Raw genomic sequence first — 14,469 nt, forward strand, 5'->3', positions numbered from 1 at the left:
ACTGCTATTATACGAAACGAGGCTGCTCCCCTTCAGGAACAGCCTCGTTCTTTTTAACCTGCTTTGCCTGCTACTGCATACGCAGGTGGATTAATATCCTTCCGGGTGTCTGGTACTGTTAAAACAGTTCACCCTGTATTTGTCCTTCTTCTTCATCAGGCCCTTCTTCTTCCGACAGCAACTCTGCGCTGATCAGATCATCACCGGCAATACGGGTACCTACCGTTTTCCAGCCGGTTACTTCCACAAACTCAGAGAGTGTTACCTCTTCTTCTTCCGGATCACGTTTCTTTCCTGATTTCAGCAATATTACCGGGTTGGAATGCGTAGTAATCATTTCCAGGTAATTGCCCTTGCCTTCTTTGATAAACAGGAACTTGTTGTTCAATGTCTGCGTTTCTATCTTGAAACGTTTTACATTGTATTGTTTCTTATCATCATCAAAATAAATGGCTGATACGATCTTGTCCGGGTTGAACTTTTCGATGTATATCACATCATCCGGCTCATAACGGTTGGTCAGCTCAAAACTGGTGAGTTCATAAGTACCGTTCTTATACGCTACAAAGATCTTATCTTCTCCATCAAAACTACCAATATATACGCCCCGTTCATCTGTATTCAAACGCCCGATCGCATCATCATACCATATTTTCTGTCCGGATAAGGTAGAGATGCCTTTTTCCTTGAATTTCACACTACGGATAGGATACTTGGTAACCTGGTTACCCATGGAGTTACGTCCCTTGATCGCAATGGTTTCAAAAAACAGGTCAAATTCCTTATTACGTGCAGAGCAGTTAGGACTCAGCTTAAGGGTCACTACCTCCGCCTCTCCGTTAGGGTTGGCAGAAAAATAATGCACCTTGGAGTTCTTTTCGCCTTTGTTTGCCAGATCATACTCTTTATCACGGGTAATACCGGTAACGTTAAAACGTTTTGCATAGCTCACCCCTGTTTTACCATCTACATAGATCATATTGTAGGTAGTACGTTCATCATTCTTGCGGAATACGTCTACATGGATGATGTCTTTTCCTACAAAGGTCTTATCCGCTACTTTCGTTACCAGCATTTTACCGTCCCTGCGGAAAACGATGATGTTGTCCAGGTCGGAACATTCTGCGATAAACTCATCCTTCTTGAGAGAAGTACCAATGAAACCGTCTGCACGGTTTACATAGATCTTGGTATTGGCGATAGCCACCTGCTGTACCTGTATGGTATCAAAGGCTTTCAGTTCTGTTTTCCTTTCTCGGCCTTTACCATATTTCTTCAGCAAACCTTCATAGTAGCTCACTGTAAAATCTACCAGATTAGCCAGGTCATGTTTTACCTGCTTGATATCGCCTTCTATTCCTTTGATCTGTTCATTCAGTTCATTAATGTCCAGGCGGTAAATGCGGCGAACAGGCTTTTCTGTCAGCTTTACAATATCTTCTTTGGTGATCTCCCGCTTCAGCAGTTTTTTATAAGGATTAAAGCCCTTATCAATAGCCGCCAATACGGTATCCCAATCTTTATGTTTTTGTTCTAATTCCTTATAGATCTGCTTTTCAAAGAAGATCTTTTCCAGGGAAGTATAATGCCATTTTTCGTCCAGCTCTGCCAGCCTGATTTCCAGTTCTTTTTTCAGCAGTTCCCGTGTAAAATCAGTAGCATATTTCAGCAGTTCAGACACGGTGAGGAAATGCGGTTTATCTTCCACGATCACACAGGCATTGGGTGAGATGGAGATTTCGCAATCAGTAAATGCATACAAGGCATCGATGGTAATATCCGGCGAAATACCCGGCGCCAGCTGTACCTCTATTTCTACTTCGCTGGCAGTGTTATCTACCACCTTCTTGATCTTGATCTTACTATTGTCGTTGGCTTTAACAATAGATTCCATCAATTGGGTAGTGGTAACACCATAAGGCACATCCTTAATCAACAGGGTTTTCTTATCCTTCTCTTCAATATGTGCACGTACCCTTACTTTACCACCCCGCTTGCCATCATTATAGTTGGCAGCATCTATCATACCACCGGTAGCAAAATCGGGGAACAGTTCAAACTTTTTACCACGGAGGTATTTGATAGATGCCTCTATCAGCTCGCAAAAGTTGTGTGGTAATATTTTGGTAGAAAGGCCTACAGCAATACCTTCCGCTCCCTGTGCCAGCAGCAGGGGGAACTTCATCGGCAATGAAAGGGGTTCGTTCTTACGGCCATCATAGCTCAGTTGCCAGCGGGTAGTTTTTGCGTTGAAGGCTACATCCAGTGCAAATTTAGATAGGCGGGCCTCAATATACCTGGCTGCTGCCGCATCATCACCGGTTCTTACATCCCCCCAGTTACCCTGGGTTTCTATCAGCAGGTCTTTCTGTCCCAGGTTTACAATAGCATCGCTGATAGAAGCATCCCCATGGGGGTGATACTGCATCGTTTGCCCGATCACGTTAGCCACCTTATTAAAGCGGCCATCGTCCATTTCTTTCATGGCATGCATGATACGCCGTTGTACCGGTTTCAGGCCATCTTCCACACCAGGTACCGCACGCTCCAGGATCACATAAGAGGCGTAATCCAGGAACCAGCTTTCATACATACCACCCACATGGATGACATTGTGCAGCGATTCGTCTGGTGGGAGGGCATTTTCGTTATCACTCATATTTCTTTAGCTGTTAGCTGTTAGTATTTAGCTTATCTAAGCGTATTATTTTCTGGTATTCATGTGTTGCTACGGTTTGCTAACCAGTGTTTTTTCAAAGTCTTCCCGCCATACCCGGATGGAATCCTTTTGCACATCTTCCAGAGAGTTCAATTCAATAAAAGAGCAATCCGTGACAGCGATCAGCTGGTGCCATACATTAATAGGCGTTTCCACCCTTGCCGGCGCTTCTACCTGAACTGTTTCTATTTTACTTCCTCCCAGCGGACACCAGTGAATGGTAGCCTTACCGCTGATCAGGTATAATATTTCCGGGTTTTTACTGGCGCTTACTCCTTCATGATAATGCTGTCCGCTGCTACTACCAGCATGCCGGTAGCAAAGTGTAAATTCACCGGTTCTATCGGAAGACCACAAATAATTGCTACCTCTGTCGTCTGCTCCACAAAGTTGTAATGGCGTTATCTTTATCATCTGAACATTTACTTTTAACGGTTATTGATCTGTTTGGCTATCGTTCCTCCTGCGTATGCAGGCATTATGCCTCCGGTTCACTATGCTCTGCTGCTATTGCTGGTCCGCCAGGTAATTTCACTTCAAAATCCCGGATGGTTTTCAGCTCTCCTTTGCTTTCCAGCTGTTCTGCTTTGATCAGTTCTTTGATACGCCAGCCCAGGAACTGGTCCATTACGGGGTATTTGAATTTGCCGGTCACCTGCCCTACTACCTTATGCGCTTTCTGGAACTCTTTACTGCTTTGCTGCAGCAGTTCCTTATCATAATATGCTGCCGGCTCTCCTTTTATTTTCTTCCCTCCTTCCAGCAACCGGAGTCCTGCATTTTCGTTCATCATCTTTTGCCACTCCTCGCCGTCCAGTTCAAACTCCGCCAGGGATACTGCTCTGGCCAGTTTCTTTGCCTTCAGAAATTCTTTAGGCAGGATCTGGTGCAGGTGAGTAGGATAAAACACCGCGCCTTTTTCATTCAGGAAGGGTAAGTTATTCAGGTAGATGATATGTATCCTTCCGGAAAAATCATACAGCTGGCTTACCAGCCAGTAGTATCCGCATACATCTCTGGCATTTTGTCCTGCCCATATCCATATTTCCAATTCGGGATCTTCTTTCAGCTGTGCCTTTAACTGTGCTAAACGTTCCGTATCACCGGGGGCTTCCGGGGTAATTTCCCCTTCCGCAGGTACTTCCCCGTTTTCTGCTACCGGTACCGGTTGTACACCAGCCAGCTGCTGCCACCACAGTTTCCTGTTGGCAAGTCCTTCTTTCGTATCCAGGATAAACAACGGTCCCACCGACAAGTCGTCTTCAAAGCACAGGATCTCTCCTTTCATGCTTTCATCCATCTCGAATGCTGCTGCCAGCACCGGTACGGACACCTGACCAAATACGATATGATTTAAACTCATTTAATACAGTTATAGATGATTGCCTGCCATCCGCTGTCAGCGATGGTACTGCCGTTATTCTTCGATCAGATCTTTTTCATACCGCAGGTTGCTGATAATAAACTCCTGCCGCGTCATGGTATTTTTGCCCATATAATATTCCAGCAACTTCTGAATATGAATGTCTTTGGATAAAATGATAGGGTCAATACGCATGCTTTCCCCAATAAACTGGCCAAACTCTCCGGGAGAAATTTCGCCCAACCCTTTAAAGCGGGTAATCTCCGGCTTATTGCCCAGCTTCTTCACCGCTTTCAGCTTCTCTTCCTCACTATAGCAATAAATGGTTTGCTGTTTATTACGCACCCGGAACAACGGTGTCTGTAAAATATATACGTGACCGTTTTTCACCAGGTCAGGGAAAAACTGTAAAAAGAAGGTGAGGATCAATAAACGGATATGCATACCATCCACATCCGCATCGGTTGCTACCACGATATTGGAATACCGTAATCCCTCCAGCCCTTCTTCAATATTGAGGGCATGCTGCAGAAGGTTGAACTCTTCGTTTTCGTATACAATTTTCTTGGTCAGCCCAAAGCTGTTCAGTGGTTTACCACGCAGGCTGAATACCGCCTGGGTTTCCACATTACGCGATTTGGTGATAGAACCACTCGCAGAGTCTCCCTCTGTAATGAAGATGGTCGTTTCCAGTTTCTTTGCTTCCTGTTCTACCTTATCTTTCCCGGTCAGCTCATCATTCAGGTGAATGCGGCAATCCCGCAGTTTCTTATTATGCAGATTGGCTTTTTTCGCTCTCTCATTCGCCAGCTTCTTGATTCCCGCCAGCTCTTTACGTTCCCGTTCGCTCTGCTCGATCCTTTTCTTCAGCGCATCTGCAATGGCCGGGTTCTTATGCAGGTAATCATCCAGGTGTTTAGACAGGAAGTCCAGTACAAACGCTTTTACAGAAGGACCACCATCATGTACTACCAGAGAGCCCAGCTTGGTTTTAGTCTGGGACTCAAACACCGGCTCCTGTACGCGAACAGAAATCGCCGCGCAGATAGAAGCCCTGATATCTGTAGCATCATAATCCTTCTTGTAAAAATCGCGGATAGTTTTTACGTACGCCTCCCGGAAAGCAGCCAGGTGAGTACCTCCCTGGGTGGTATGCTGGCCGTTTACAAAGGAATAATATTCTTCTCCGTATTGATTTTCATGGGTAATAGCCACCTCTATATCATCCCCTTTCAGGTGAATGATGGGATAACGCAGGTCTTCCTCATTGGTTTTACGCTGCAACAAATCCAGCAAACCATTTTTGGAGAGATATTTTTTGCCATTGAAGACCACGGTTAATCCCGCGTTCAGGAAACAATAATTCCAGATCTGGTTTTCCAGGAATTCGGGGATATACCGGTAATTTTTAAATACGGTATCATCCGGTACGAAGGTAACCAGGGTACCATTCGCTTCATTGGTAGCTGTTTCTTTATGTTCTTTTACCAGTACCCCTCTTTCGAACTCCGCCACCTTCATCTTACCTTCCCGCACAGACTGCACCTTGAAATAGCTGGATAATGCGTTGACCGCTTTGGTACCCACCCCGTTCAGTCCTACTGATTTCTGAAAGGCTTTGCTATCATATTTTGCACCGGTATTTATTTTACTCACCACATCTACCACTTTCCCCAACGGGATACCACGGCCATAATCACGGATGGTAACACTATGCTCTGTAACCTTGATATCCACCTGCTTACCAAATCCCATGGTATGCTCATCGATACAGTTGTCTGTTACCTCTTTCAGCAAAATGTAAATACCATCATCCATACTGGACCCATCTCCCAGTTTACCAATATACATTCCCGGACGCAGGCGGATATGTTCCCGCCAGTCCAGCGAACGAATAGAGTCTTCGGTATAGGCGGCAAAAAGGTCCTTATTATCTTTATCCGTTTTGTCAGTATTTGCCATAATCTATATTATACAACAATTTACAAGTCTCTGTTTTCCCATTATTTGACTAACAAACTTAGTGAACACCAGCAACATTTGCTGCGGGTACTAAATCTTTTAGCAAAATCAGATTGCTGGCAAAAATAAAGGATTCAGGGAATCATCCCAAGTAGAAGTTATGCACTATGCTTATTTTCCTGTAAATCAATAAATTAACATACTCATTTTGGAGCATCTTTTCCCGTTTAAGCCGTATTTAAGCCAATACAGGAACGAAATACAAAGGATAACATTGTTTTAGGTGCAAAAAAATTTTTATTCAACTTATACTTTATATTAATAAAACATCTATATTTACATACATTCGTATTCACACAACGCAAACCTATCCTAACTATGAAAACGCTATGCCTTATCCTCTTGTTATGCATATTTGCCGCAGCACTAATACTCACTTATGTCGTTAAAAAAGAGCAACAGTCGAATATTGGAAATAAATTCCTGAAACTCATCCGGAAATTTGATTCCTGGCAGATGATGCGTTAACATAAAATCCGAGATCACACTTATTCTAACCTTATAATCCCTATACCCTATGAAAACCGGTTTATTATTTAAACTTGCCTGTTTGCTTATTGCCTCAATGGTATTATCTGCACATTTATTACGCCAGTACCTGGGCAAAGTGCGTGTTAAACGCAGTGCCGCCTGATCCGGTGAGCGCATGATGCGCTAAAGTGTAAATAACTGTCAGAAAAAGAATTATTCCCGCACGGTGCCGGAGTAATTCTTTTTTCATTTCAGGAGGATCCACGGCCTCCCAAACGCCCTGTCAACAGGCTACTTGCATTCAAACCTATACTAAACCCCTTATCCACACTACCTTTCCCTATAGATAAAGCCTATATAAAGCCTATATGAAGCCTATATAAAGCCCAGATAAAATCTAGTTAATAAGAGAGGCTTTATCTGGGTTTTATCCAGGTTTTATCTGGGTAATATATAGGTATTATAATATGGGTTGTCCAGGCGGGACCATGCGGTTAAAGTATGCCTGGAATAGCTTAACTTACTAGAGGAAGCGAAGATGGAGCCGGGAAGAGCGTCATTCAGGCGGTCATTAGTAGGATATTGACCGTTTATACAATAATATTTGCGCATACTTGCAAGCATGGAAATATGATCGTAAATTAACCAACAGGTCTTTTAGCGACCTACCTTTTACAGTTATCCGTTATGTCATGCTACATATTCCACGTTTGAACAGCTTGTTGCCTGTTGCTTTGCTTTTAGGAGTGCTGGCATGTAATGCGCCCTCCCGTTCTCCCGTCAACCAGGAAGGACGTGTGCCGGACATTGTAGACTACAATTTTCATGTAAGGCCTATACTTTCCGATAAATGTTATACCTGTCATGGTCCGGACGCCAACAAACGCGAGGCGGGCCTGAGGCTGGATATTGCAGATAGTGCCTATAAATTACTGAAGGAAACACCCGGTACCCATGCCATTGTGCCGGGCAAGCCGTTGGAGTCGCAGGTATACCTGCGGATCAGCTCTTCCGACACTGCTATTAAAATGCCGCCCCCTTCCTCCAACCTTCAGCTTTCGACCTATGAAATCAAGGTGATTGAAAAATGGATACAACAGGGTGCCAAGTTTAAGCCCCACTGGGCATTTGTACCTCCGGAAAAACCTGCATTGCCGGAAGTAACGGATCAGCAGTGGCCACGCAATGACATTGACCGCTTTGTACTGCATAAAATGGAAGAAGTGGGCTTAAAGCCGAACGGCCTCGCCGACCAAGAACGCCTGCTGAAACGCTTGTGTTATGATATTACCGGCCTGCCCCCTTCCCTGGAAGAGATGACCAGGTTTGCCGCAGATACCAGCGCTGCTGCTTATGAAAAGATGGTAGACCAGCTACTACAAAAACCCACTTTCGGGGAAAAAATGGCCATCCATTGGATGGATGTAGCCCGCTATGCAGATTCACATGGCTACCAGGATGATAACTACCGTACACAATGGCCGTGGCGCGATTGGGTGATCCACGCTTTCAATACCAACATGCCCTATAACCAGTTCATTACCTGGCAACTGGCGGGCGATCTCCTCCCTGGTGCAGGGCCCGAACAACTGCTCGCTACCGGCTTTAACCGCAATCATAAGATTACGGAAGAAGGCGGGGTGATTGATGAAGAATACCGCGTAGAATATGTATCTGACAGGACCAATACCTTTGGCAAAAGCCTGCTGGGCATCACTATGGAATGTGCCCACTGCCATGATCATAAATACGATCCTTTTTCACAAAAAGAATATTATGAGCTGTATGCCTTCTTCAACAATGTAAAGGAAGTAGGGCTGGAATCTACGGTGGGAGGCCCCGAAACATATGCCAAAAAACCGCTCATGGAAATTACCAAAGCGGACCTGAAGGGGGTACTGAGTTTTATTAACCAGCAGGATAGCAACCGCCTGATCGTTTCTATCATGGGTGATCAGGACAGTGTCCGCAAAACGTATATTCTGGGCCGGGGTAACTATGATGCCCATACGGAAGAAGTAGTGCCTGGTACCCCTCATTCCATTTTACCATTTGATACCAAAGCCTATCCATCAAACCGGCTGGGGTTATCGCAATGGTTGTTTGACAAGCGCAACCCGCTTACTGCCAGAGTATTTGTAAACCAGATGTGGCAGGAAATATTTGGCCGGGGTATCGTAAAAACATCCGGTGATTTTGGTATGCAGGGTGAGCTGCCCTCCCATCCGGAACTGCTGGACTGGCTGGCGGTAGATTTTGAAAACAACGGCTGGAATATCAAACGCCTGATCAAACAGATTGTAATGACAGCCACCTACCGGCAGTCTTCCGTTATTGAAAAAGAAAAGCTGAAAAGGGATCCTGATAATGTATATCTCTCCCGTGCACCACGTTTCCGTTTGCCGGCAGAGCTGATACGTGATCTGGTACTGGAAAGCAGCGGATTGCTGAACCACAGCATCGGCGGCCCCAGTGTAAAACCTTATCAGCCTAAAGGATTATGGGAACTGGCCTCTTCCGGTCGCGGACAACTGGCGACCTATATACAGGATCATGGAGATAAACTTTATCGCCGCGGCCTCTATACCCTGATCAAGCGTACCGTACCACCACCGTCTATGATGATCTTTGATGCCAGCAACCGGGACCAGTGCGAGGTAAAAAGGCTTACCACCAACACGCCCCTGCAGGCACTTATTATGCTCAATGATCCGCAGGTACTGGAAGCATCCCGTGTGCTGGCCGCACGTTTGCTGGAAGATAACAGCAACACCACCGATAAGATCGTTAAAGCATTCCGGCTGATCACCTGCCGTACCCCGGTAGAAAAAGAAGTAAAACTGCTGCAGGAATACTACGAGGATCAACAAAAAGAATTCAGACAACAACCGGTAATGGCCGCTAAAGTACTGGCGGTGGGAGAATATCCATTACCTGCTAAAGGTGATTTGCCCGTATTAGCAGCAATGATGCAGGTAGTGACCACTATTTATAACCTGGAAGAAACCATCTCAAAATCCTGATCATGGATAAAACATTTTTAGAGCACGGACTGAATATGAACAGGCGCAAATTTCTCTCCAGGTTAAGCCTGGGACTGGGAAGTGTAGCGCTGGGTTCCCTCCTGATACCAGACCTCTTCAGCGGCAGCGCCGATGCAGGTGACAGCCCTTTTGCACCAGGTATCCCTCACTTTGCGCCCAAGGCAAAAAGAGTGATCTACCTGTTTCAGAATGGTGCACCCTCCCAGCTGGAATCATTCGACTATAAGCCAAAGCTCCGGGAAATGATGGGCCAGGAATTACCGGCTTCTATCCGCCAGGGGCAACGCCTCACCGGGATGACTTCCGGACAGAGTTCCTTCCCGCTGGTAGGCTCTTACTATGACTTTAAACAATACGGCGAAGCCAAAGCATGGATCAGTGACCTGTTTCCCTACACGGCCAAAGTGGTAGACGATATCTGCATCATCCGGTCCTTACATACGGAGGCGATCAATCACGATCCGGCACTTACCTTTTTCCAGACAGGCTCCCAGCAAGGCAACCGTCCCAGTATGGGCTCCTGGCTCAGCTATGGCCTGGGAAGTGAAAATAAAAACCTCCCTGCCTTCTGTGTGCTGCTGTCCAAGGGCAAGGGCAATGGTCAGGGGGTATATTCCAAACTGTGGTCCAACGGGTTCCTCGACAGCGTACACCAGGGGGTGCAATTCAGCAGTGGGGAAAGCCCGGTACTCTATCTGAACAACCCGGAAGGGATGAGTTCCGCCAACCGCCGTAAAATGCTGGATAAGCTGGCGGAGATGAACCAGCTTTCTTACGAGCAGTTTGGCGATCCGGAAATCAGTACCAAGATCCAGCAATATGAGATGGCTTACCGGATGCAAACGGCAGTACCTGAGATCACCGACCTCTCTAAAGAACCAGATGATATTATCAAACTATATGGTCCTAATTGCCTGGTGCCAGGCACCTTTGCGGCCAACTGCCTGCTGGCACGTAAACTCTCTGAAAATGGGGTACGCTTTATCCAGCTGTATCACCAGGGATGGGACCAGCATGGTAATCTGCCCAATGAAATGGCAGGACAGGCACTGGATGTAGACCAGGCCTCCGCCGCATTGGTAACAGACCTGAAACAACGGGGACTGCTGGATGAAACACTGGTGATCTGGGGCGGCGAATTTGGACGAACCAACTTCTGCCAGGGTACGATCAAAGCGGATAACTATGGCCGTGATCATCACCCTCGTTGCTTTTCCGTATGGATGGCCGGTGGTGGCATCAAACCAGGACTGGTATATGGCGAAACCGACGAGTTCGGTTACAACGTTATTAAGGACCCGGTTCATGTGCACGACTTCCATGCTACCATCCTCCACCAGCTGGGACTTGATCATGAAAAACTCACTTTCAAACACCTGGGCAGAAGATATCGTCTGACAGATGTGGCAGGCAAAGTAATACAGGACCTTTTAGCATAAATAACTCAATTGCCGGATCGCTCACTACAAACTGTAAATACATCATTCATGAACCGAAAGAAATTCATATATACTTCAGCGTTATTATCAGGCAGCTTCATTATTGCCAAGGATCTGTTTGCAAAACCCAAAGGCCCTGTTTACGGGCATGGCAACATGCGATATTACATGGATAATAAATGGGGCGCCCTGAATCCGGCCCAGCACCCTGTAAACGACTGCCATGAAATGGTACAGGATAAAAAAGGGCGGATCATCCTGCTCACCAATGAAACAAAAAACAATATCCTGATCTATAACAAGTCGGGCAAATTCCTCGAATCGTGGGGGCATGAATTTCCAGGCGCCCATGGCCTTACACTGGCAAATGAAAATGGAACAGAATTTCTCTTTATCACCGATACAGACAAACACCAGGTATACAAAACTACGATGGATGGTAAAATTCTGCTCACCATCGACTACCCGGCCGAAACAGGGGTATACGAGAAAAAGGAAGCCTTTGTACCTACTGAAACAGCAGTAGCTGATAATGGTGATTTTTATATTGCCGATGGTTATGGTTCCCAGTATATCATGCATTATGATGCCTCCGGTAAACTGCTGCACTTCTTTGGTGGCAGAGGTACCGGTGATGAACACCTGGACAATGCCCATGGCGTATGTATTGATAAAAGGAATGGTACCCCTACCTTGCTGATCACTGACCGCACCCGCAACTGCTTCAAACGGTTCAGCATGGATGGTAAGCTGCTGGAAGTAATAGCCCTGCCCGGCGCCTGTGTATGCCGCCCGGTGATCAGGGGCAATAACCTCTATGCAGCCGTACTGCGCTCCCCTAACCTGGATACTTCAGGCTCCGGCTTTGTAACCATCCTCAACAAAGAAAATAAAGTGGTATCCAATATAGGTGGTACTGCACCGGTATACGTAAATGGTACCCTGCAACCAATGGCACAGGCGGAAAAGATCTTTGTACATCCGCATGATGTATGTGTGGACAATGACGAAAATTTATACGTAGCACAATGGAGTTCCGGGAAAGTGTATCCCTATAAGTTTAGAAGGAGCAGTTAGCTATTAGCTGTTAGCTTTTAGCTAATATGTTTTGTTGTAGAGCTATTTGCTGTTGGCTATTAGCTTTTAGTTATTATATGTTTTGTTGTGAGATAGCAGTTTGCGATCGGACATAATTATATAGCTAAAAGCTAATAGCCAACAGCTAAAAGCTAAAAAAAAAGCTTTCCATTCGATGAGTAAACTAAAGCAACTGGCCGGTAATTTGTTATTTACGGCAAATATTTTTATCCTTTTTTTGCTGGTATTTGAAAGCAGACTGGTACTTCCTGGCTGGTTGCAGGTGATTGGCCGCATGCATCCCTTATTCCTGCATTTTCCTATTGTGCTGATATTGGTAGCCCTCTTTATGGAATTTTTGCCGCATAAAGAACCTGCGGCACACCAATGGCACCAAAACCTCTCTTCCACCCTGTTGCTGATAGGAGCATTGACGGCCGCTGTTACCGTAGTGATGGGCTTGTTTTTATCAAAAGAAGAAGGTTACAGCGGAGAGCTGCTGGGATGGCATAAGTGGGCAGGTGTAGGTGTTTTATGGCTGGCTTCGGCCATATACTGGATCAAGCAGTTGCCTGCTGTCCCACCTATGCTGATTAAAACAGGCGCCTTACTGACTGCCGCAGGGCTGGTCATTGCAGGTCATTTTGGGGCCAACCTTACGCATGGCAGTAACTTTGTGCTGGCACCCGTTACCGGCCCGCAAACAGCTCCTATGGTGCCTATTGAGCAGGCTATCGTATATGAACATCTGGTAAAGCCTGTACTGGAAGAGAAATGTATGGGCTGTCATAATAAAACCAAAGCAAAAGGGGAGCTGATCATGGAAACGCCGGAACAGTTACTGCGCGGCGGGAAAAATGGAAAGTTATGGGTAGCGGGACAACCGGATGCCAGCCTCTTACTGCAGCGGGTACACCTCCCGCTGGAAGAAAAAAAGCACATGCCTCCTACCGGCAAACCCCAGCTCACAGCAAATGAAGTCCAGCTCCTGACCTACTGGATCAAAGCGGGAGCCGACTTTAAAACCATGGTCACAGCACTGCCACCGGCAGACAGCCTGCGCCTGCTGGCTAATACACTTTTACAACCTCCTGCCAGCACCACACCGGTATATGACTTTCCGGAAGCGGATGAAAAAACAATTGCTAAACTCAATAACAACTACCGGGTGATTTATCCGGTAGCTCTGCATGTACCGGCCCTGGTCGTAAACTTCTATAACAAGGAAGTATACAATGCCAAAGCACTGGAAGAACTCTTACCTTTAAAACAACAGATTACAGAACTCCACCTGCAAAAAATGCCGGTGAAAGATGAAGAGATTAAAACCATCGCCAAATTTGAACAACTCAGAAGACTGAACCTCTCCTTTACACAAATTACCGGACAGCAATTTGAAATGCTGGCAGCATTACCCTACCTGGAACACGTCACGCTTTCCGGCACCCCTGTTACCCTGGCGGCATTACAACGTTTAAGCACCAGTAAAAGTCTGAAAGAAGTGCAGGTATGGAATACGCCTGTTACACCGGCACAACTGGACCAGCTGGCGAAAGAAGTAAAACACATTGCATTCATCAAAGGATTCAAGGATGATGGAAAAATACCGTTGAAATTAAATGCACCTGTACTGGAAAACACCGCACTCATATTTAACAATGCGATGCAGCTACGGCTGAAACATCCGATAGCAGGTACAGAAATACGTTATACCGTAGATGGCACAGCGCCGGACAGTGTTCATTCTCCACTGTTTAAAGACAGTGTACTATTGCAACAGGCTACCGTGGTAAAAGCCAGGGCTTTTAAGCCAGGCTGGATGGGCAGTGAAATGGTGCAATATAATTTCTACAAAAACACCTATCAGCCAGATAGCATCGTTTATCTGGGCAAGCCTAACAAGGAATATCCCGGAAATAGTCCGAAAGTGTTACTGGACAGAGAAAAAGGGGACTTTGAATTTGCCAGTGGAAAATGGCAAGGTTTTAAAGATAATACCATGCAGGTACTGTTACTGTTTAACGAGCCGAAAGCCGTGCAGGACGTAACGCTCAGCATGCTGAGAAATACCGGTAGCTATATATTTCCGCCCTCTTCTGTAGAGATATGGGGAGGTGATGATGCCAGCAGCATGAAACTATTAAAGAAAACGATACCTCCTGCTGCGAATCAGCATGATCCTAATGCCAATATTTCGGTCGACTGCAGTTTTGCACCCGCTACTGTAAAATGCATTAAAATTATTGCGAAACCAACGATGCGTTTACCCGACTGGCATCCCGGGAAAGGTCAAACGGGATGGGTATTTGTAGATGAGATCCTGGTTAATTGAGG

9 protein-coding genes are annotated in these 14,469 nt (G+C 45.9%); 5 read left to right on the plus strand and 4 right to left on the minus strand.

Annotated elements, in window-relative coordinates; genetic code table 11:
* Window positions 1-118 precede the first annotated feature (118 nt).
* The 4 genes from ABR189_RS10920 to ABR189_RS10935 form a co-directional block, all read right to left on the minus strand.
* Window positions 119-2,659, minus strand: a complete 2,541-nt coding sequence (locus tag ABR189_RS10920; protein WP_354660520.1) for a DNA gyrase/topoisomerase IV subunit A — start codon at window positions 2,657-2,659, stop codon at window positions 119-121.
* A gap of 69 nt (window positions 2,660-2,728) precedes the next feature.
* Window positions 2,729-3,133: a hypothetical protein gene (locus tag ABR189_RS10925; RefSeq protein ID WP_354660521.1), complete on the minus strand. Its 405-nt coding sequence runs from the start codon at window positions 3,131-3,133 to the stop codon at window positions 2,729-2,731.
* Window positions 3,134-3,197: 64 nt separating this feature from the next.
* Window positions 3,198-4,082, minus strand: coding sequence for a DUF1835 domain-containing protein (locus tag ABR189_RS10930; protein WP_354660522.1), 885 nt, complete (start codon window positions 4,080-4,082; stop codon window positions 3,198-3,200).
* Window positions 4,083-4,136: 54 nt separating this feature from the next.
* Entirely contained in the window at window positions 4,137-6,044 is a 1,908-nt protein-coding gene (locus tag ABR189_RS10935) for a DNA topoisomerase IV subunit B (protein WP_354660523.1), read from the minus strand.
* A gap of 378 nt (window positions 6,045-6,422) precedes the next feature.
* Here ABR189_RS10935 and ABR189_RS10940 point away from each other — a divergent pair, with 378 nt between their 5' ends.
* The 5 genes from ABR189_RS10940 to ABR189_RS10960 all read left to right on the plus strand — a co-directional run bounded on the left by ABR189_RS10940 (window position 6,423) and on the right by ABR189_RS10960 (window position 14,467).
* Window positions 6,423-6,572 carry a hypothetical protein gene (locus tag ABR189_RS10940; protein WP_354660524.1) on the plus strand — a complete coding sequence of 50 codons (150 nt, stop codon included), beginning with the start codon at window positions 6,423-6,425 and terminating at the stop codon, window positions 6,570-6,572.
* A gap of 695 nt (window positions 6,573-7,267) precedes the next feature.
* Window positions 7,268-9,598 (plus strand): PSD1 and planctomycete cytochrome C domain-containing protein, encoded by a 2,331-nt coding sequence (locus ABR189_RS10945; RefSeq protein WP_354660525.1) that lies wholly within the window; start codon window positions 7,268-7,270, stop codon window positions 9,596-9,598.
* Between the two features lie 2 nt (window positions 9,599-9,600).
* The gene (locus tag ABR189_RS10950; RefSeq protein ID WP_354660526.1) at window positions 9,601-11,058 is read left to right on the plus strand and encodes a DUF1501 domain-containing protein; all 1,458 of its coding nucleotides are present in this window, start codon (window positions 9,601-9,603) and stop codon (window positions 11,056-11,058) included.
* A gap of 48 nt (window positions 11,059-11,106) precedes the next feature.
* Window positions 11,107-12,135 (plus strand): NHL repeat-containing protein, encoded by a 1,029-nt coding sequence (locus ABR189_RS10955; RefSeq protein ID WP_354660527.1) that lies wholly within the window; start codon window positions 11,107-11,109, stop codon window positions 12,133-12,135.
* A 175-nt stretch (window positions 12,136-12,310) separates the two neighbouring features.
* Complete coding sequence (locus tag ABR189_RS10960; protein WP_354660528.1) at window positions 12,311-14,467, plus strand: c-type cytochrome domain-containing protein; 2,157 nt, start codon at window positions 12,311-12,313, stop codon at window positions 14,465-14,467.
* Window positions 14,468-14,469: the final 2 nt, after the last annotated feature.

Origin of the sequence: Chitinophaga sp. H8, from assembly GCF_040567655.1 — a bacterium.
GTDB lineage: Bacteria > Bacteroidota > Bacteroidia > Chitinophagales > Chitinophagaceae > Chitinophaga > Chitinophaga defluvii.